Annotated in this window: 14 protein-coding genes; 7 read left to right on the forward strand and 7 right to left on the reverse strand. The window is 62.0% G+C overall.

Annotated elements, in window-relative coordinates:
* Positions 1-37: 37 nt before the first annotated feature.
* The 5 genes from GIW79_RS09965 to tcdA all read right to left on the reverse strand — a co-directional run bounded on the left by GIW79_RS09965 (position 38) and on the right by tcdA (position 7,493).
* On the reverse strand, positions 38-3,109 hold the full coding sequence (locus tag GIW79_RS09965; RefSeq protein ID WP_236477366.1) for an error-prone DNA polymerase: 3,072 nt from the start codon (positions 3,107-3,109) through the stop codon (positions 38-40).
* Between the two features lie 157 nt (positions 3,110-3,266).
* Complete coding sequence (locus GIW79_RS09970) at positions 3,267-4,682, reverse strand: Y-family DNA polymerase (RefSeq protein ID WP_236454459.1); 1,416 nt, start codon at positions 4,680-4,682, stop codon at positions 3,267-3,269.
* 7 nt (positions 4,683-4,689) lie between these two features.
* The gene (gene imuA / locus GIW79_RS09975) at positions 4,690-5,304 is read right to left on the reverse strand and encodes a translesion DNA synthesis-associated protein ImuA (protein WP_236454462.1); all 615 of its coding nucleotides are present in this window, start codon (positions 5,302-5,304) and stop codon (positions 4,690-4,692) included.
* Positions 5,304-5,921, reverse strand: coding sequence for a transcriptional repressor LexA (gene lexA, locus GIW79_RS09980; RefSeq protein WP_072448369.1), 618 nt, complete (start codon positions 5,919-5,921; stop codon positions 5,304-5,306). Before lexA ends, imuA begins: the two co-directional genes overlap by 1 nt.
* Positions 5,922-6,683: 762 nt before the next feature.
* On the reverse strand, positions 6,684-7,493 hold the full coding sequence (gene tcdA / locus GIW79_RS09985) for a tRNA cyclic N6-threonylcarbamoyladenosine(37) synthase TcdA (protein WP_371262607.1): 810 nt from the start codon (positions 7,491-7,493) through the stop codon (positions 6,684-6,686).
* A 217-nt stretch (positions 7,494-7,710) separates the two neighbouring features.
* Between tcdA and GIW79_RS09990 the strand changes: the two genes are divergently transcribed.
* The 4 genes from GIW79_RS09990 to GIW79_RS10005 all read left to right on the forward strand — a co-directional run bounded on the left by GIW79_RS09990 (position 7,711) and on the right by GIW79_RS10005 (position 12,919).
* A complete protein-coding gene (locus GIW79_RS09990) occupies positions 7,711-10,302 on the forward strand; it encodes a glycosyltransferase (RefSeq protein WP_197901036.1) in 2,592 nt (863 codons plus the stop codon).
* Positions 10,303-10,526: 224 nt separating this feature from the next.
* A complete protein-coding gene (gene dapE / locus GIW79_RS09995; protein WP_060764510.1) occupies positions 10,527-11,678 on the forward strand; it encodes a succinyl-diaminopimelate desuccinylase in 1,152 nt (383 codons plus the stop codon).
* Complete coding sequence (locus tag GIW79_RS10000; RefSeq protein ID WP_054897127.1) at positions 11,678-12,487, forward strand: putative RNA methyltransferase; 810 nt, start codon at positions 11,678-11,680, stop codon at positions 12,485-12,487. The genes dapE and GIW79_RS10000 overlap by 1 nt, the downstream gene beginning before the upstream one ends.
* Before the next feature lie 54 nt (positions 12,488-12,541).
* Positions 12,542-12,919 carry a hypothetical protein gene (locus GIW79_RS10005; protein ID WP_034126820.1) on the forward strand — a complete coding sequence of 126 codons (378 nt, stop codon included), beginning with the start codon at positions 12,542-12,544 and terminating at the stop codon, positions 12,917-12,919.
* Between the two features lie 119 nt (positions 12,920-13,038).
* On the opposite strand, the gene GIW79_RS10010 is transcribed toward GIW79_RS10005, so the two are convergent.
* Complete coding sequence (locus tag GIW79_RS10010; protein ID WP_034126819.1) at positions 13,039-13,248, reverse strand: cold-shock protein; 210 nt, start codon at positions 13,246-13,248, stop codon at positions 13,039-13,041.
* A gap of 180 nt (positions 13,249-13,428) precedes the next feature.
* Here GIW79_RS10010 and plsB point away from each other — a divergent pair, with 180 nt between their 5' ends.
* The 3 genes from plsB to GIW79_RS10025 are packed head-to-tail and all read left to right on the forward strand — an operon-like array spanning position 13,429 to position 17,118.
* Positions 13,429-15,948 (forward strand): glycerol-3-phosphate 1-O-acyltransferase PlsB, encoded by a 2,520-nt coding sequence (plsB, locus tag GIW79_RS10015; protein WP_054897126.1) that lies wholly within the window; start codon positions 13,429-13,431, stop codon positions 15,946-15,948.
* A 51-nt stretch (positions 15,949-15,999) separates the two neighbouring features.
* Positions 16,000-16,401: a YbaY family lipoprotein gene (locus tag GIW79_RS10020; RefSeq protein WP_054897125.1), complete on the forward strand. Its 402-nt coding sequence runs from the start codon at positions 16,000-16,002 to the stop codon at positions 16,399-16,401.
* A 27-nt stretch (positions 16,402-16,428) separates the two neighbouring features.
* Positions 16,429-17,118, forward strand: coding sequence for a DUF4197 domain-containing protein (locus tag GIW79_RS10025; RefSeq protein WP_236453133.1), 690 nt, complete (start codon positions 16,429-16,431; stop codon positions 17,116-17,118).
* 615 nt (positions 17,119-17,733) lie between these two features.
* Here the strand turns inward: GIW79_RS10025 and GIW79_RS10030 are convergent.
* Positions 17,734-20,799: an efflux RND transporter permease subunit gene (locus GIW79_RS10030; protein WP_054897123.1), complete on the reverse strand. Its 3,066-nt coding sequence runs from the start codon at positions 20,797-20,799 to the stop codon at positions 17,734-17,736.

Consider the following 20,799-nt stretch of genomic DNA (forward strand, 5'->3'; position numbering starts at 1 on the left):
TCATCCTGAGCACAGAGGAATGCACAAACCCCTGGAACTAATGAAAATCCCGGCTGCGCACCACCATTCCATCCAGCAACGGCGTCAAATCGGTGAGGCGCCCCGCGATCAAATGCCGCACCTCACCTACCGCCTCCCAACGGCCGTCCACCTTGAGCAAACGCGAGCCCACCAGCGCCTGGCGCTGACGCTCGGCCAGGTCGCGCCAGACCACCACATTGAGGTTGCCGAACTCATCTTCCAGGGTGACAAAGGTCACGCCGCTCGCCGTGCCCGGGCGCTGGCGCCCTGTGACCAGCCCGGCGATGCTCACGTTGCGCCCATGTTCCACCGCCAGCAACTCCTGGGAACTGCGGCAGCGGCGCCGGCGTAACTCGGCGCGCAATAGTGCCAGGGGATGGGGCCCCAGGGTCGTACCGAGGGTGGCGTAATCGGCGTGCAAATCTTCGCCTACCGTGGGCTCGGGTAATGCCACCCGCGTTTCATCGGGGCTCGGCAGGCCGGCAAACAAGCCCAGTTGCTGATGCACACCGGCCACGTCCCAGCGCGCCTGATGGCGGTTGCCGGCCAGGGCGCGCAAGGCCCCGGCATCCGCCAGCAGCGCCTGGGCACGCGTATCCAGCCCGGCGCGCGCGTCCAGGTCAGCGATGTCATTGAACAGCCGCTGCTGCCTCGCCGCTTCGATACGCCGCCCGTCGTCCTCGCGAAACCCCGAGATCATGCGCAAGCCCAGGCGAATCGCCGGTTGCTGGCCGTCGATGGGCTCCAGGCTGCATTCCCAGTCGCTGGCCTGCACATCTACCGGGCGGATCTGCAAGCGATGGCGCCGGGCGTCCTGCAGGATCTGGTCCGGGCTGTAGAAGCCCATGGGCCAGCTGTTGATCAGGGCGCAGGCAAAGGCCGCCGGCTCATGGCATTTGAGCCAGCAACTGGCATAGGTCAGCAAGGCGAAACTGGCGGCGTGGGACTCCGGGAAACCATAGCTGCCAAAGCCCTTGATCTGCTCGAAAATCTGCGCGGCAAAGGCTTCGGTGTAGCCATTCTTCAGCATGCCGGTGCGCAGGCGCTGCTGATGGGGCTCCAGGCCACCGTGGCGTTTCCAGGCGGCCATGGAGCGGCGCAACTGGTCGGCCTCGCCGGGGCTGTAGTCGGCGGCGACCATGGCGATTTGCATCACCTGTTCCTGGAACAGCGGGATGCCCAGGGTGCGTTCCAGCACGGCCTTCAATTGCGGCGACGGATAGGTGGTGGGCTCTTCATTATTCCGTCGACGCAAGTACGGATGCACCATGCCGCCCTGGATCGGCCCAGGCCGCACAATGGCAACCTCGATCACCAGGTCATAAAACGTCTGCGGCTTGAGCCGGGGCAACATCGACATCTGCGCCCGCGACTCGATCTGGAACACACCGATGGTGTCGGCCTTGCTGATCATGGCGTAGGTGGCCGGGTCTTCCTTGGGAATCGTGGCCAGGCTCAAGTCCCGGTGGCGATGTCGGCGCAGCAAATCGAAGCAGCGGCGGATCGCGCTGAGCATGCCCAGGGCAAGGATGTCCACCTTGAGCAAACCGACGGCGTCGAGGTCGTCTTTGTCCCACTGGATAATGGTGCGCTCGGCCATGGCCGCATTTTCCACCGGCACCAGGGTGTCCAGCGGGTATTCGCTGATCACAAAGCCGCCAGGGTGCTGGGACAGGTGCCGCGGAAAACCGATCAGTTGCTGGGTCAACGTCAAGACACGCCGCAGCAGTGGGCTGTCCGGGTCGAAGCCGCTTTCACGCAGGCGCTCCAACGGCGGCGCCTCATCGCTCCAGCGCCCGCAGCAATCGGCCAAGGCGTTGATCTGGTCCGCCGGCAGCCCGAGGGCCTTGGCCACATCACGTACCGCGCCCGTGGCATGGTAACTGCTGACCACCGCCGTCAAGGCTGCACGGGTGCGGCCATAGCGCTGGAACACGTATTGCAGCACCTCTTCGCGGCGCTCGTGCTCAAAGTCCACGTCGATGTCCGGCGGCTCGTTGCGCTCTTTGGACAGGAAGCGCTCGAACAGCAGGTTGGTAAGGCTCGGGTTGATTTCGGTGATGCCCAGGGCAAAACACACCGCCGAGTTAGCCGCCGAACCACGGCCCTGGCACAGGATCGAACGGCTGCGGGCGAAACGCACGATGTCATGCACCGTAAGGAAATAGCTTTCGTAACCCAGCTCGCTGATCAGCTGCAGTTCACGATGGATTTGCTGCAAGGTCTTGTCGTCGATGCCTTCGGGCCAGCGCTGGGCGATGCCTTCTTCGGTGAGGGTGCGCAGCCAGGATTGGGCGTCATGCCCGGCGGGTACCAGCTCGCGTGGATAGTGATAGCGCAACTGGCCGAGGTCGAAGGTGCAGCGCCGCGCGATGGCGAGGGTTTCATCCAGCAAGGCCTGGGGATACAGCGCCGCCAGCGCATCGAGGCTGCGCAGGTGGCGTTCGCCATTGGGGTGCAGGCGCGTGCCGGCTTCGGCCACCGGCACGTGGTGACGGATGGCGGTCATGGTGTCTTGCAGGGCACGGCGGCCCCGCGCATGCATATGCACATCGCCGCAGGCCACGGCAGGGATTTGCAGGCTATGGGCCAGTTGCAAGCGCTGTTGCAGATGGCGCGCATCGTCCTGCCCACAGTGCAGGTGCACCGCCAGCCACAGGCGCTGGTCGAAGGTGCGGCGCAGCCAGTCGAGGCTGGCCTGGGTGTCGCTGTCTTGCGCCACCCACAACGCCAACAGGCCGGGCAACGGTTGCTCGAAATCTTCCTGTAGCAGGCGATAACTGCCCTTTTCAGCCCGACGCCGGGCCAGGGTGATCAGCCGGCACAGGTGCTGGTAACCGCTCAGGTTCTCCACCAGCAGCACCAGTTTCGGGCCATTTTCGATGTGCATTTCGCTGCCGATAATCAACGGCAAGTCCACGGCTTTGGCGGCTTGCCAGGCACGCACGATGCCTGACAGCGTGCATTCATCGGTGATCGCCAGGGCGCTGTAGCCTTGGCGCTTGGCGCGCTCGAAAAGCTCCAGCGCACTGGAGGCACCACGCTGGAAGCTGAAATTGGACAGGCAGTGCAGCTCGGCATAATTCATGCGCCCCCACCCCCTGTTGTAGGAGCGAGCTTGCTGTGGCGAGGGAGCTTGCTCCCGCTGACTGCGCAGCAGTCTCCGGCTTTTATTGGGGGCGCTGCGCACCCCAGCGCAAGCAAGCGTGCTCGCCACAGTAAGTGCGCTCCAGCTGAGGGGATGCTCATGCAAACCACCCTTGCAACCACAGCCCATCGCCTTGCCCCACCGTGCGATAGGCCCAACCCTGCTGGCCGGCGCGGGTCTGGACCAGGTAATAGTCGCGGCGGACATCGGCGCCATCCCACCAGCCCGATTCAATGCGCTCCGGACCCATCAGGATCTGTACGCCGTGTTCGGCCAGCAAGGTCGGTTGCGGCAATAACCAGCCTGGGCGGCGGACCTTGTTCAAGCTCGGGCACGCCTGGTGGTCGGTCGCAGCCTGCCAGGCGCATTCGGGGCGATGGTCGGCCTGAAAACGCAGGCCCTGCACCGCCTCATCCCCCAGGCGTGCACGCAGGCGTTCGCGCAACTGTTCCCACGGCAGGGTTTGTTGCGGGCGGTCGTCGAACAGGTCCTGGCGTTGCGGCACGAACACCGGCAAGTCCTCGGCCACCAGGCGCACACCCCGCACCGGCGCGGTGACCTGTACCTGCTCCAGGCGCCCACGGGCCAGTTCGAACAACATTGAAGGCTCGCGCTCGGCGCTGAGCAGGCCCACCTTGATCACGCTGTCTTGTGCCTGGGCGTGTTCCAGGTGCAGGTCAAAGCGCTGCACGCCACTGTCGCGGCCGCACAGGAAAGCGGACAGGTCGCCGGTCAAACGCCGCAAGGGGAACAACAGCGCCTGGTGGGATTGCACATCGAAATTCAACTCGATGCGTGCATCGAACTGGTCGGGCGGTTGATAAAAATCCAGGGCCAATGGCCGCTGCCCGCTCAGGGCGTCGAGGTGCTTGAGCAGGCTGGCGTCAAAACGTCGCGCCAGGGTATGCCGGGGCAAGGCCTGCACCTGGGCCAGGCTGCGCAGGCCCATGCGCGACAAGGCGGTGGCGGCCTGGGGTTCAAGGCCTGCACGGTCGACAGGCAGCGACGCCAGGGCCTGCATCAGGGCGCTGTCATCGGCCACGGCCAGGCCGTCGTAGCCGTTTGCCAATATCCGCGCCGCCGCCGGGTTGGGCGCAGCGACGATGCGATGACGAAAGCCAAGTTCGGTCAGCTCTTTGCGCAAACGCGCCTCAAGTTGCGGCCAGGGGCCGAACAGGCCCAGGCTCGATTCGATCTCGAACAACAAGGCCCGTGGGTAATACAGGCTGACTTGGGAGCTGAATCGGTAGGCCCAGGCGGCCAGAAACTGCTGCAGGCGCTCGATCTCCAGCGGGTCGTATTCGACACAGGCAAACTGCTTGACCAGGGCATGGGCTGCCGTCAACGATTGCCCGGGGCGCAGGCCCAAGGCGCGTGCGGCGGCGTTGACGGTTTGCAACACGCGCCGCTGCGGCGTGCCGGCCAGCAGCGCCATAGGCTGCTCGGGTTCGGGGTGCACACGCTGTGCCCCGTCCAGCGCCAATTGCGGGAAGACAATACACACCCAACGCATGGCAACCTCAATGCCCCGCCAGGGCAATTGGCGCCGGATGGGCCAGCCCGCCACGGCACTTGAGCACCCGCACTTGCGCGGGCCTGGCCTCGACCGCCAGGCGCAGGGCGGCAGGCGAGGCATTGATCGCCTCGCTCAGGGAGCGCCAGGCAAACGCCAGGGTCTGCCCGGTTTCGGCCGCCACCTGCAAACGCCGCAAGGCACGATCATCGGCCTTGCGCGGCCAACACAACACCGCCCCGCAACTGCCAGAACGCAGGCATTGCTCCACCGCCCACAACGCGTCACGCTCCTCGGCCCGGATGATGGACAGCTGGCGCACATCCACCCCGGCGTTCTGCCACGCATGGGGATAGGGGGTATAGGGCGGCGCCACCAGCACAATGCGCTCGCCCAAGGCCGACAGGCGCGCCAGGGTAGGCAGCACCAGTTGCAACTCGCCCACCCCGTCCTGGGCCATCAGGATTTCACTCAAGGCCGATTCCGGCCAGCCGCCACTGGGCAGCACCGCATCCAGCGCCGCCAGCCCCGTGAGGTGCACGCTGGCCGGGGGTGCGGCGGGCCGGCCCTTCCAGACTCGCCCGCCATGGAACAGCGAGTCCAGGGCAACCACGGCGCCCATCAGCCTTGCCTCACCAGGCCGCAGAACACGCCTTCGATGGCCAGGTCCTGCTCGGGCCCGACCACGATGGGTTGATAGGCCGGGTTGCGCGGCAACAAGCGAACCCTGTCGCCGTTGCGCTCGAAACGCTTGATAGTGACGTCGCCGTCCAGGCGCGCCACCACAATCTGCCCGTTCAAGGCTTCGGCACTGCGGCGCACGCCCACCAGGTCGCCATCGAGAATGCCATCTTCAATCATCGAATCGCCCTGCACCCGCAGCAGGTAATCGGGGGTTTTGGCGAAAGTGGCGGGGTCCAGTTGCAAGCGGCTGTGCACCTCGGCATCGGCGCCAATCGGCCGACCGGCCGCCACACGGCCGAGCACCGGTACATCCAGCCACTCGGGACGCGCAGGTTGATTGAGCAAGCGAATGCCACGGGCCTGGTTGGGGTTGACCTCGATAAACCCAGCTTCGGTCAGCGCCACCACATGCTTGCGGGCGACGCTGCGCGAGGCGAAGCCGAACGCCTCGGCGATCTCGGCGAGGCTGGGAGGCTGGCCTTGTTGCGCGATGCGCTCGCGAATGAAGGTCAGGATGGCGGTGCGGCGGGGAGTCAGGTTTGTCATGGAGTACATTTGTACTCCTGTGGGAAATTTCTGACAATAACCGTCAGTCTGCTAGTTGCCACCTACTTGTGGGAGCGGGCTTGCTCGCGAAGGCGATGTATCCGCTAGCACATGTGAAAACTGACCCACCGCTTTCGCGAGCAAGCCCGCTCCCACATGAAGGCATAGGTATCTACATAACTCTGTAGGTTGTAGCCGACGACGGTAACTACGATGCGAAGCGAGCCGCTCTTGATCTTGATCTTAGGCGCCCCGTTAAACCACGCTGGCCGGAATTCGACAGGGATTTGGGGGGTAAACCGGCAGGGATGCCGGTTTAGCCGCCCCGCGCCATGGATGGCGCGTGGCGGCGGCCCCCCAAATCACTGGCGGATTACGGGCACACCGAGCCTGGGCGAGGTGCCGAGTGGTGGGGCAAGAGCGTTTTGCTTACTTTTGCGCTTTTCAAAAGTGAGCCGCTGTAAAAGCGGAACCCTAAGTGGCCGTTACCGCAGGAATGGATATGTACACGGTCCAACTGTGTTGACTGTCAGGCCGTCTTCGCAGGCAAGCCAGCTCCCACATTGGATCGCGGGGCATCAGTTATATCTGTGTCGGCTGCCAGGCCGTCACGGGAGCAAGCTCCCTCGCCACAGATTTAGCGTCGTGCCGAAGTTGTGTAGATACCTATGCTGCGATAGCGGCGAATCAGTCAGTATTTTCAGTGGCTGACACACCGCTATCGCAGGCAAGCCAGCTCCCACAATCTGGATCTATGTTCGGCAATGAGATTTAGCTGGGTTTGATGCGCTCCGACGGCCTGCGCACTCCCGCCACAATCTTGTCCACCGCCTTGGTCGCCGCCACCATGCCGAACGTGGCGGTGACCATCATCACCGCGCCAAACCCTCCCGCGCAGTCAAGCTTGACCCCGTCGCCGACAAAACTCTTCTGCAAACAGATACTGCCATCGGGTTTGGGATAGCGCAGTTGTTCGGTGGAAAACACGCAGGGCACGCTGTAATGACGGGTCACCGTGCGCGAAAAGCCATAATCGCGGCGCAAGGTAGAGCGTACTTTCGACGCCAGCGGATCATTGAAGGTGCGGTTCAGGTCGCATACCTGGATCAGCGTGGGGTCAATCTGCCCGCCGGCACCGCCAGTAGTGATGATCTGGATCTTGCGACGCTTGCACCAGGCAATCAGCGCCGCCTTGGCGTTGACCGCGTCGATGCAGTCGATCACGCAGTCGATAGTCGGGGTGATGTACTCGGCCATGGTGTCGCGGGTGACGAAGTCTGCCACCGCGTGCACGGTGCACTCAGGATTAATACCGCGCAAACGCTCGGCCATCACTTCGACCTTGGGCTTGCCCACGGTGCTGTCCAAGGCATGCAACTGGCGGTTGCTGTTGCTGACGCAGACATCGTCCAGGTCAAACAGCGAAATCTCGCCCACCCCGCAGCGGGCAATCGCTTCCGCCGCCCAGGAACCCACGCCGCCGACGCCGACAATCGCCACATGGGCCGCTTTCAAGCGCTCCAGGCCCTCAAGCCCGTACAAGCGGGCGACGCCTGCAAACCGCGGATCTTCTGTACTCATCATCATTACCCCAAAAACCGGCGCGCATTATAGGGCTACGGAGCGGCAAGTTTTAAGCTACAAGTTACAAGTGAAGAACTTAGATGGAGTTTCGCAGACTAACGTCCGGCTTTTCTCTGTCTGCTGTACGCTCAGGGAAGCGCCAGTGTAGGATGCGCGCCGTTCGGCGCAGGCCGACACCTCTTTCGTTCCGCACCCTTTGGAACCCGACATAACCATGGCATCGCGTAAATTTGGACTCAACCTGGTGGTGGTGCTGGCAATTGCCGCGCTGTTCACCGGTTTCTGGGCGCTGATCAACCGCCCGGTCACCGCTCCCAACTGGCCCGATCAGATCTCCGGTTTTTCCTACTCGCCGTTCCAGCAAGGCCAGTACCCGCAGAAAGGCCAGTACCCTACCGACGAACAGATGCGTCAGGACCTTGCGATCATGAGCAAGCTGACGGACAACATCCGTACCTACTCGGTGGACGGCCCCCTGGGGGATATACCCAAGCTGGCCGAAGAGTTTGGCCTGCGCGTGACCCTGGGGATCTGGATCAGCCCGGACCTTGAGCGTAACGAGCGGGAGATCCAGCGCGCTATCGAGATCGCCAACACCTCGCGCAGCGTCGTGCGCGTAGTGGTGGGCAACGAAGCGTTGTTCCGTGAAGAAATCACCCCCGAAGCCCTGATCGTGCTGCTCGACCGCGTGCGCGCCGCCGTGAAAGTCCCGGTGACCACCTCCGAGCAATGGCACATCTGGGAAAAGAACCCGCAACTGGCCAAGCACGTCGACCTGATCGCCGCGCACATCCTGCCGTTCTGGGAATACATCCCAATGGACAAGGCCGGCCAGTACGTTCTCGACCGCGCCAAGGACCTGAAGAAAGCCTTCCCGAAAAAGCCACTGCTGCTATCGGAAGTGGGCTGGCCGAGCAACGGCCGTATGCGCGGTGGCAATGAGTCGTCGCCGGCCGACCAGGCGATTTACCTGCGTACGCTGGTCAACAAGCTCAACCGCCAGGGTTACAACTACTTTGTGATCGAGGCCTTCGACCAGCCGTGGAAGGTCAGCGACGAAGGGTCGGCGGGTGCGTATTGGGGTGTATTCAATGCCGCGCGCCAGCAGAAATTCAATTTTGACGGCCCGGTGGTGGCGATTCCGCAATGGCGGGTACTGGCCATCGGTTCGGTGGTGCTTGCGCTGCTGTCCCTGACCCTGTTGATGATCGACGGCTCGGCCCTGCGCCAGCGGGGCCGTACCTTCCTGACCTTCATTGCGTTCCTGTGCGGGTCGGTGCTGGTCTGGATCGGCTACGACTACAGCCAGCAATACAGCACCTGGTTCAGCGTGACGGTCGGGGTGTTGCTGGCACTCGGCGCCCTGGGCGTGTTCATTGTGTTGCTGACCGAAGCCCATGAGCTGGCAGAAGCGGTGTGGACCCACAAGCGCCGGCGTGAATTCCTGCCCGTGGAAGGCGACTCGGACTACCGCCCGAAAGTGTCGATCCACGTGCCGTGCTACAACGAGCCACCGGAAATGGTCAAGCAGACCCTCGACGCCCTGGCCGCCCTCGACTATCCGGATTATGAAGTCCTGATCATCGACAACAACACCAAGGACCCGGCGGTGTGGGAGCCGGTGCGCGACTACTGCGAAACCCTCGGCCCGCGCTTCAAGTTCTTCCACGTCGCGCCCCTGGCCGGTTTCAAGGGCGGCGCGCTGAACTACCTGATCCCGCACACCGCCAAGGATGCCGAAGTGATCGCAGTGATCGACTCGGACTACTGCGTATCGCCGAACTGGCTCAAGCACATGGTGCCGCACTTCGCCGACCCGAAAATCGCCGTGGTGCAGTCGCCCCAGGATTACCGCGACCAGAACGAAAGCACCTTCAAGAAGCTCTGCTACGCCGAATACAAAGGCTTCTTCCATATCGGCATGGTCACCCGTAACGACCGTGACGCGATCATCCAGCACGGCACCATGACCATGACCCGCCGCTCGGTGCTTGAAGAGCTGGGCTGGGCCGACTGGTGCATCTGTGAAGACGCCGAACTGGGCCTGCGCGTGTTCGAAAAAGGCCTGTCTGCGGCGTACTACCACGACAGCTACGGCAAGGGTTTGATGCCGGATACCTTTATCGATTTCAAGAAACAGCGTTTCCGCTGGGCCTATGGCGCGATCCAGATCATCAAGCGCCACACCGCCAGCCTGTTGCGCGGTAAAGACACCGAACTGACCCGTGGCCAGCGCTACCACTTCCTTGCGGGCTGGTTGCCGTGGGTGGCCGACGGCATGAACATCTTCTTTACCGTCGGCGCCCTGTTGTGGTCTGCGGCGATGATCATCGTGCCGACTCGGGTCGACCCGCCATTGCTGATTTTCGCGATCCCGCCGTTGGCGTTGTTTGTGTTCAAAGTCGGCAAGATCATCTTCCTCTATCGTCGTGCGGTAGGTGTGAACTTGAAAGATGCGTTCTGCGCGGCACTGGCCGGGTTGGCGCTGTCTCATACCATCGCCAAAGCGGTGTTGTACGGCTTCTTCACCAGCAGCATTCCGTTCTTTCGTACACCGAAAAACGCGGATAACCACGGCTTCTGGGTGGCGATTTCCGAAGCCCGCGAAGAAATGTTCATCATGCTGCTGCTATGGGGCGCGGCGCTGGGGATCTACCTGGTGCAAGGCCTGCCGAGCAATGACATTCGCTTCTGGGTGGTAATGTTGCTGGTACAGTCGCTGCCGTACGTGGCGGCGCTGATCATGGCGTTCTTGTCGTCGCTGCCCAAACCTTCGACGGCGCTTGAGGCTGCGCCGGCGGCGTAAAAAGTCACGCGATGCACTAAACGGCGGCCTTTGGCCGCCGTTTTGCTATAAGATAACGGCCCTTTTGCGTGCCTTACACCCATCACTGTAGGAGCGAGCTTGCTCGCGAAAATCGTTAACGATAACGCGGGCATCCTGAATGCACGCGGTGCCCTTGAGTTTTTCGCGAGCGAGCTCGCTCCTACAGTTAGAACGTCGCCGCCTCGATTTCCGGAGTTCCCCCCATGACGGCCCATGCCGACCTTTCGCCGACCCTTCAACTTGCCATCGACCTGATCCGTCGCCCGTCGGTCACACCGATCGATGCCGATTGCCAGAAGCTGATGATGCAGCGCCTGGGCGACGCCGGTTTTGCGCTTGAACCGATGCGCATCGAAGATGTGGACAACTTCTGGGCCACCCACGGCAAGCACGAAGGCCCGGTGCTGTGTTTTGCCGGTCACACCGACGTGGTGCCGACCGGCCCGGTACAGGCCTGGCAGAACGACCCGTTCGACGCGTTGATCGATGACAACGGCATGCTCTGCGGCCGTGGGGCGGCGGACATGAAAGGCAGCCTGGCGGCGATGCTGGTGGCGGCGGAACGTTTCGTCAGCGACTACCCGGACCACAAGGGTTCGGTCGCCTTCCTGATCACCAGCGACGAAGAAGGCCCGGCGCACCACGGCACCAAGGCCGTGATCGAACGCCTGGCCGCACGCAACGAGCGCCTGGACTGGTGCATCGTCGGCGAACCGTCGAGCACCAGCCTGGTGGGCGACGTGGTCAAGAACGGCCGCCGAGGCTCCCTTGGCGCCACCTTGACCGTGCGCGGTGTACAGGGCCATGTGGCTTACCCGCATCTGGCAAAGAACCCGATCCACCTGTCCGCACCGGCCCTGGCCGAACTCGCTGCCGAGCATTGGGATGACGGCAACGCGTTCTTCCCGCCAACCAGTTTCCAGATTTCCAACCTCAACTCCGGTACTGGCGCCACCAATGTGATCCCGGGTGACCTGACGGCGGTGTTCAACTTCCGTTTTTCCACCGAATCCACCGTCGAGGGCCTGCAACAACGCGTCGCGGCCATTCTCGACAAACATGGCCTGGACTGGCACGTGGAGTGGGCGCTGTCGGGCCTGCCGTTCCTCACCGAGCCAGGCGCTCTGTTGGATGCAGTGTCGGCCAGCATCCTGGCGATCACCGGGCGCGAGACCCAGGCGTCTACCAGTGGCGGTACTTCCGATGGGCGCTTCATTGCAACGTTGGGCACCCAGGTGGTCGAACTGGGCCCGGTGAACGCGACGATCCACCAGGTCAACGAACGCATCCTGGCCAGCGACCTCGACGTGCTGACCGAAATCTATTACCAGACCCTGATCAAGTTGCTCGCCTGATGCTTGCCTGCCCCATTTGCAGTGCACCGCTCAATACCGTGGACAATGGCGTGGCGTGCCCGGCCGGGCACCGCTTCGACCGCGCGCGCCAGGGTTATTTGAACCTGTTGCCGGTGCAGCACAAGAACAGCCGCGACCCAGGCGACAACCTGGCCATGGTCGAGGCGCGCCGCGACTTCCTCAACGCTGGCCACTATGCGCCAGTGGCCAAGCGCCTGGCCGAACTGGCCGCCGAGCGTGCACCGCAGCGCTGGGTCGACATTGGGTGTGGCGAGGGTTACTACACCGCGCAAATTGCCCAGGCCCTACCCCACGCCGATGGCTATGCCCTGGATATCTCCAAGGAAGCGGTCAAGCGCGCGTGCAAACGCAACCCGGCGCTGACCTGGTTGATCGCCAGCATGGCCCGCGTGCCATTGGCCGATGCCAGCTGCCAGTTCCTCGCCAGCGTGTTCAGCCCGTTGGACTGGCAAGAGGCCAAGCGCCTGCTCAGTCCCGGCGGTGGTTTGATGAAGGTCGGCCCGACCAGCGGCCACTTGATGGAACTGCGCGAGCGTCTTTACGACGAGGTACGCGAGTACACCGACGACAAACACCTGGCCCTGGTGCCGGACGGTATGAGCCTTGCTCACAGTGAAACCCTGGAATTCACCCTGAGCCTGGCCGAACCCCAGGACCGCGCCAACCTGCTGGCGATGACGCCCCACGGCTGGCGGGCCAGTGCCGAGCGCCGCCACGAGGTGATCGAGGCGGCCGAGCCGCTGCAGGTCACGGTGTCGATGCGTTACGATTATTTCGTGCTTCAATGACTGACGTTCACCCATCCGCGAATGGATTTTCGAATCCCGCAACGAGGAACATCCATGCGCCAACCCGATATTGAGATTTACCTGAAGGACGCCGACGTCGATCACAAGGCCATCGCTGCCTGGCTGGGCGCCGCACTCGGCCCGTGTACCGACTGGGTCCAGAAAGGCCAGACCTACAAGTGCAAGGCCGGCAGCGTGCCGGTGACCTGGCTGCCCAAGGCGGTGGGCAAATGGAACAGCCTGTACCTGGAAAGCGACCAGACCCCGTGGGACGACGACATCGCCTGCGCCCGCGCCGCGTTTGCCGCGCTGAACGTCGAAGTGCGTTGCGCGCCGGGCACCTGGGTTGAGGAAGAAGGTGAGGAAAGTGCCGACACCTGGATTCGCATCAGCGAAGACGGTGAAGAACAGATCACCTGGAAGACCGCCTGAAGATCGTTCCCGCGCTCTGCGTGGGAAAGTAGCCTGGGACGCTCTGCGTCCCAAAGCGTGACGCGGAGCGTCACAAGAGGCGTTTCCACGCAGAGCGTGGGAACGATCAAACAAAGTTGTTACAGGCCCACCACATCCTCCGCCTGCAAGCCCTTCTCGCCCGTCACCACGGCGTACTCCACCTGCTGGCCCTCGGCCAACGAACGGTGGCCTTCACCGCGAATGGCGCGGTAGTGCACAAACACATCCTTGCCATCCTCACGCTGGATAAAGCCGTAGCCCTTTGCATCGTTGAACCACTTCACATTGCCGGTTTCGCGCGTTGACATCTGTTCACTCCCACTGGTTTTTTATTGTTGAGTCGCTCGCATTGAACTGCCGAGTATAAGACAGGCTCAAAAACCATCAACTCAACTTTACATCGCTGCTTTTTTGCCGATTTTCGGCGAATACGGCACACTACCCGCCCGAGCGCCTGCTCGGTTTTTTCCACTTGAAGCAGCTCGCCTATGACCCGCTCCCCGTTCCGCCGTCTGGTGTTCGGCACCTTGCGCCGACTGTTGTACCTCTGGGTTCGCTCGGAGACGATCAACCAGTCGTCCCTAACCCTCAACCTGGACCGCAGCCGGCCGGTTTTCTACGTCCTGCAATCACCCTCCCTCACCGAGTTGGCGGTGGTCGATGCCGAGTGCACCAAGGCTGGCCTGCCACGTCCGGTGCTGCCGGTGTCGGTGGGGCCGTTGATGGAGCCTGCGGCGTTCTTCTACCTCACGCCAGACCCGGATTGGCTCGGCCGCCAGGACAAGCGCGGTGCGCCGCCGACCCTGACGCGCCTGGTCAACACCCTCACTGAACACGCCGAAGAGAATGCACAAATCATTCCGGTCAGTGTGTTCTGGGGCCAATCCCCCGAAAGCGAGTCCAGCCCGTGGAAGCTGTTGTTCGCCGACAGCTGGGCGGTCACCGGGCGTCTACGCCGGTTGTTGAGCATCCTGATCCTGGGGCGCAAGACCCGCGTGCAATTCTCCGCGCCTATCAACCTGCGTGAATTGATCGAGCACAATAAAGGCCACGAACGCACCGTACGCATGGCCCAGCGCATCCTGCGTGTGCACTTCCGTAACCTGAAGACGGCAGTGATCGGCCCCGACCTGTCCCACCGGCGTAATCTGGTCAAGGGCCTGGTCAATATGCCGCTGGTACGCCAAGCCATTGCGGATGAAGCCGAACGCGAAAAGATCGCCCCGGAAAAAGCCAAGGCCCTGGCCCTGCGCTATGGCAACGAGATTGCCTCGGATTACACCTACACCGCGATCCGCTTCCTGGAAGTGGTATTGAGCTGGTTCTGGAACAAGATCTACGACGGTATCAAGGTCAATAACATCGAGGGCGTGCAAAAGGTGGCCCAAGGCTACGAGGTGATCTACGTGCCTTGCCACCGCAGCCACATCGACTATCTGCTGCTGTCCTACCTGCTGTTCAAGAACGGCCTGACCCCGCCGCACATCGCCGCCGGCATCAACCTCAACATGCCGGTGATCGGCAGCCTGCTGCGCCGTGGCGGTGCGTTTTTCATGCGCCGCACCTTCAAGGGCAACCCTTTGTACACCTCGGTGTTCAACGAATACCTGCACACCCTGTTTACCAAGGGTTTCCCGGTGGAATACTTCGTCGAAGGCGGGCGCTCGCGCACCGGGCGCATGCTGCAACCGAAAACCGGCATGCTGGCGATCACCTTGCGCAGCTTCCTGCGTTCCTCGCGCATGCCCATCGTGTTCGTGCCGGTGTATATCGGCTATGAGCGCGTGCTCGAAGGCCGCACTTACCTGGGCGAACTGCGTGGCGCGAGCAAGAAGAAAGAGTCGATCTTCGATATTTTCAAAGTGGTCGGCGCGCTCAAGCAGCGCTTCGGCCAAGTGGCGGTCAACTTCGGTGAGCCGATCAAGCTGGCGGAGTTCCTCGACGCCGAGCAACCGGACTGGCGCGCCCAGGAACTGGGGCCGAACTACAAACCGGCGTGGCTCAACGAGACCACCAATCGCCTCGGCGAACAGGTGGCGCGCCACTTGAACGAAGCCGCTGCGGTGAACCCGGTGAACCTGGTCGCGCTGGCGCTACTGTCCACCACTCGCCTGGCGCTGGATGAACAGGCCATGGCCCGCCAACTGGACCTGTACCTGGCGTTGTTGCGTCGTGTGCCCTACTCGCCCCATACCACTTTGCCGGATGGCGATGGCCTGGCGCTGATCAAGCACGTCAAGGACATGAACCTGTTGTCCGAACAGAGCGACGCCTTGGGCAAAATCGTTTATCTGGATGAGCAGAATGCCGTCCTGATGACCTACTACCGCAACAATGTGCTGCACATCTTCGCCCTGCCAGCGCTGCTGGCGAGCTTCTTCCAGAGCAGTTCGCGCATGACCCGCGAACAGATCCTGCGCTACACCCACGCGCTCTACCCGTACCTGCAATCGGAGCTGTTTATCCGTTGGTCGCTGGAGGATCTGGACAGCGTGGTGGACCAGTGGCTGGACGCGTTTGTCGAACAAGGCCTGCTGCGTTTCGAAAACGCCGTATACCTGCGCCCGGCGCCGAGTTCGCGGCACTTTGTGCTGCTGACGCTGCTGTCCAAGAGCATCGCCCAGACCCTGCAACGTTTCTACATGGCGATCTCGTTACTGCTCAACAGCGGCCAGAACAGCATCAGCGCCGAAGAGCTGGAAGACCTGTGCACGATCATGGCCCAGCGCCTGTCGATCCTGCACGGCCTCAATGCCCCGGAATTCTTCGACAAGAGTCTTTTCCGACATTTTATCCAGACGTTGCTGGAGCAAGATGTGCTGCGCCGCGATGAAGCCGGCAAGCTGGGCTATCACGACCTGCTCGGCGAACTGGCCGAAGGCGCCGCCAAACGCGTACTGCCGGCGGATATTCGCCTGTCGATCCGCCAAGTTGCCTTGCACCGCGTGGACGGCGCAGCCGAGGCTGCGGCCGAACCGGTTGCCGTCAATCCTGAAGCACAGCGCTAGACTGATTGAGGCGCCGGGCGGATTCCGGCGCCGTTGAAAAGGAGCCGCACCTTGAAAAAACTCATCCTCCTGGGCCTGACCGCCCTGCTCGGAGCCTGCCACTCGATGACCCCAACCCCGAAGGCCAGCCTCGACGGCGAAGTGTTCTACCTGCAACGCATCGCCCTGCCGCCAGCCGCCACCTTGAGTGTCAGCCTGCAGGACGTGTCCCTGATGGACGCCCCGGCCGTGCCCCTCGCCGAACAGAAAGGCCCGGTCAAAGGCCAGGTGCCGCTGCCGTTTCACCTGAGCTATGACCCGGCCCAGGTTAAGCCAGGCCACACATACTCGGTCAGCGCTCGCATCGAGCTGGACGGCAAGCTACTGTTTATCACCACCGAGCGGCACACCGTGCAGCTCAACGGCCAGGACCCACAACCGCTGCGCCTGCGCGTGGATGCGGCTGCACACTGATCATTCCCACTTCATAAGGAAGCGCCCATGCTCCGCAAATCTCTTCGCCTCACCGCCCTGTGTGCTGGCTTGCTATTCGGCGCCAGCGCCATGGCCCTGGATCTCGGCAGCCTGTCTCAGGGTGACGCCAGCGGCGGCCTCAAGGATGCCTTGACCCAAGGTGCACAGATTGCTGTGAAACAGCTCGGGACGCCCGGTGGTTTCAGCAACAACCCGGACGTGAAGATCGGCCTGCCGGGCAAACTCGGCAAAGTCGCCGACAAGTTGAAAATGTTCGGCATGGGTGACCAGGTCACGCAGCTGGAAACCAGCATGAACAAGGCAGCGGAAACCGCCGTGACTCAGGCCCAGCCGATCCTGGTCAACGCTGTGAAGAACATGAGCGTGACCGACGCCAAGGGCATTCTCAGCGGTGGCCAGGACTCCGCCACCCAGTACCTGAACAAAAGCAGCCGTGAAGAGATTCGCGCCAAGTTCCTGCCTATCGTCAAGGCCGCCACCGACAAAGTCGGCGTGGCCGAGCAGTACAACGCCCTCGCCGGCAAGGCCGCGGCCTTTGGCGCGGTGGACGCCAAGAGCGCCAACGTTGAGAACTACGTGACCGAGCAGGCCCTGGATGGTTTGTTCAAGATGATTGCGCAGCAGGAAGAAACGATTCGCAAGAATCCAGCGGCTGCGGCTACCAGCTTGGCCAAGAAGGTGTTTGGCGCGCTGTAAAACCTGCCGATCTGCCCTGCCCCCCACAAGCGCCTCGTATTCTCGAGGCGTTTGCGCAAAAAAGAGCCTCAAAGTCAGTAATTTATGGCCGCCTTCATGACAATCGTCAGCTCAACGGTTTTTATGTAGCAACACTTAGGAGGGGGCTCGGGATTGCACTCTTCAGGAGGTTTGGGCATGCAATACTCAGGGGGTTTGGGTTTGCATTCCTCAGGAGGCTTGGGTCTGCATTCCTCAGGAGGTTTGGGTCTGAAACTCTCAAGGGGCTTGGGTTTGCAATACCCGGGGCGCTTGGGCTTACAACGTTCAGGAGGGCTGGGTTTACACTTTTCAGGAGGTTTTGGCCTGCTGGGCGGACGCAGAAAAGCCTTCAAACTAGCTATACACATGGCGAACTCCTTAAATTCATTCCAATCACTACTGTTTCTGCCGACGAGCAAGAGCAGTAGGTACCTGCCAACCAGGTAACATTGAGTGGCAATCAATAAGGAAAGGTTCCTAGGCCCGTGTAGTGAGCTTCCTATCTCTCACATAGGAAAATTGCTCATTCTGCCGCATGCCCACGGTGACGGGGCGCGTACTCTCTACGCCCCGACAACCGAGATGACAGCCTGATTATCCAGCGTCCTTTTTGACGCGAAACCACGCGGCATAAAGCGCCGGGAGAAAGAGCAAGGTCAATGCCGTAGCCACGATCAACCCTCCCATGATCGCCACGGCCATCGGCCCGAAGAACACACTGCGCGACAGCGGAATCATCGCCAGCACCGCCGCCAGTGCCGTCAGAACAATCGGGCGAAAGCGTCGGACCGTAGCTTCGATAATCGCCTGCCAAGGTGCCAGGCCGGCCTTGATGTCTTGCTCGATCTGGTCCACCAAAATCACCGAGTTACGCATGATCATTCCCGACAGCGCGATGGTGCCAAGCATGGCGACGAAGCCGAAGGGTTGGTGGAATACCAGCAGGAACAGGGTCACGCCGATCAGCCCCAACGGTGCGGTGAGAAAGACCATCGCCGTGCGCGAAAAGCTGCGCAGTTGCAGCATCAGCAAGGTCAGCACCACCACGATAAACAGCGGCACGCCGGCCTTCACCGAGTTTTGCCCACGCGCTGAATCTTCAACCGTGCCGCCCACTTCCAGCAGGTAGCCATCCGGCAGTTCGGCACGTACATCGGCGAGCGTCGGCAAGATCTGCTGCACGAGGGTCGCCGGCTGTTCCTTGCCATAGATATCGGCCCGCACAGTCACCGTGGGCAAGCGGTTGCGATGCCAGATGATGCCCTCTTCGAAGCCATATTCGAGGGTGGCAATTTGCGACAGCGCCACGCTTTTACCATTGTCGGTGGGCACGGCAAGGCTCGGCAGGCGCGACAGTTCGCTACGCTCATGCACCGTGCCGCGCAGGAGGATCTCGATCAATTCGTTGTCCTCACGGTACTGGCTGACGCTGGAGCCGGTCAGGGAACTCTGCAGGAATTTCGCCAGGTTGGCAGTGCTCACACCGAGGGCGCGGGCACGGTCCTGGTCGATATTCAGGTACACGATTTTGCTTGGCTCTTCCCAGTCCAAGTGCACATTGACCACATGGGTATTTTCGCGAACCTTCGCCGCCACTTTGCGCGCCAGCGCGCGCACCTCTTCGATGTGCTCGCCGGTCACGCGAAACTGCACCGGGTAGCCTACGGGCGGGCCGTTCTCCAGCCGTGTGACACGCGAACGCAGGTCGGGAAATTGCTCGTTGAGGGTTTCGATCAGCCAGGTGCGCAGGCTTTCTCGCTCCTCGATGGTGTTAGCCAGCACCACAAACTGGGCGAAGCTGGCAGCGGGCAATTGCTGGTCCAGTGGCAGGTAAAACCGCGGCGAACCGGTGCCCGCGTAGGCGACATAGTTGTTGATGCCGGCATGCTCCTTGAGCAACGCCTCCAGGCGTTTGACCTGTTCGGCGGTGTTACTGAGCGAAGCGCCCTCGGCCAGTTTCAGGTCGACCATCAACTCCAGGCGACCGGAAGCCGGGAAGAACTGTTGCGGCACGAAGCGGAACAGTGCAACCGAGCCGATAAACAGCAGCAAGGTCAGCACGATCACGGTTTTACGCCGTTGCACGCACCACTCCACCAGACGTCTTACACGCTGATAGAAGGGTGTGCCGTAAGGGTCCGGGCCGTCGGTACCGTGTTTGGCGGCGTGAATCTTCGCCAGGTCGGGCAGGAGTTTTTCCCCCAGGTACGGCACAAACACCACGGCTGCCACCCAGGAGGCCAGCAGTGCGATGGTCACCACCTGGAAGATCGAGCGGGTGTATTCCCCGGTGCTCGATTGCGCGGTGGCAATTGGCAAGAAGCCCGCCGCCGTGATCAGGGTGCCGGTGAGCATAGGGAACGCGGTACTGGTCCAGGCGAAACTTGCAGCCTTGAGCCGGTCGTAGCCCTGCTCCATTTTGATCGCCATCATTTCCACGGCGATGATCGCGTCATCTACCAACAAGCCCAGGGCCAGGACCAAGGCGCCAAGGGAAATCTTGTGCAGGCCGATGCCCAGGTAATACATGCTGGCAAAGGTCATCGCCAGTACCAGCGGAATCGTCAGGGCAACGACCATGCCGGTGCGCACACCGAGGGAGAAAAAGCTCACCAGCAAAACAATCGCCAACGCTTCAGCCAGTACCTGGACAAACTCGCCGACGCTGGTCTTTACCGCTGCTGGTTGGTCCGACACTTTGCGCAGCTCCATCCCTGCCGGAAGGTTCTTTTGCAGGCGTGCGAATTGCGCTTCAAGGGCCTTGCCCAATACGAGGATGTCGCCACCGTCGCGCATGGCCACGGCCAGGCCGATGGCATCTGCGCCCATGTAGCGCATGCGCGGTGCCGGTGGGTCGTTGAAACCTCGATGGATGTCAGCCACGTCACCGATGCGGAAAGTGCGATCCCCCACGCGTATCGGAAAGTTACGGATCTCTTCCACCGTCTTGAAGTTGCCAGAAACGCGCAATTGCACGCGCTCGGTAGGGGTTTCAAAGAAGCCGGCGGTGGACACCGCATTTTGTTCCTGCAACGCCTGCTGTACCGCAGCCAAAGGCAAGCCGAGGGTAGCGAGCTTGAGGTTGGACAGCTCGATCCAGATCTTCTCGTCCTGCAAGCCGAGCAACTCGACCTTGCCCACATCCGGGACACGTTGCAGCTGGATCTGGATGCGATCGGCGTAGTCCTTGAGCACGGCATAGTCGAATCCGTCGCCGGTCAGGGCGTAGATATTGCCGAACGTGGTGCCGAACTCATCGTTGAAAAACGGCCCCTGGATATCCGGCGGCAAGGTGTGGCGGATGTCGCTGATTTTCTTGCGCACCTGATACCACAGCTCGGGAATCTGCGCCGAACGCATCGAATCACGGGCAATAAAGGTGACCTGGGATTCACCGGGGCGGGAGAACGACACGATGCGTTCGTACTCACCGGTCTCCATGAGTTTTTTCTCGATTCGCTCGGTGACCTGGCGCGATACCTCCTGGGCCGTGGCCCCGGGCCAGTTGGTCTTGATCACCATGGCCTTGAAGGTAAAGGGCGGGTCTTCGCTTTGCCCCAGCTTGGTGTAGGACAAGGTGCCAACCACGGCCAACAGGATCATCAGGAACAGTACGATCTGGCGATTACGCAACGCCCACTCGGAAAGATTGAAACCCAT

The sequence above is a fragment of the Pseudomonas sp. PA-7-1E genome, from assembly GCF_021605325.1.
In the GTDB taxonomy this organism is placed as follows: domain Bacteria; phylum Pseudomonadota; class Gammaproteobacteria; order Pseudomonadales; family Pseudomonadaceae; genus Aquipseudomonas; species Aquipseudomonas fluorescens_BV.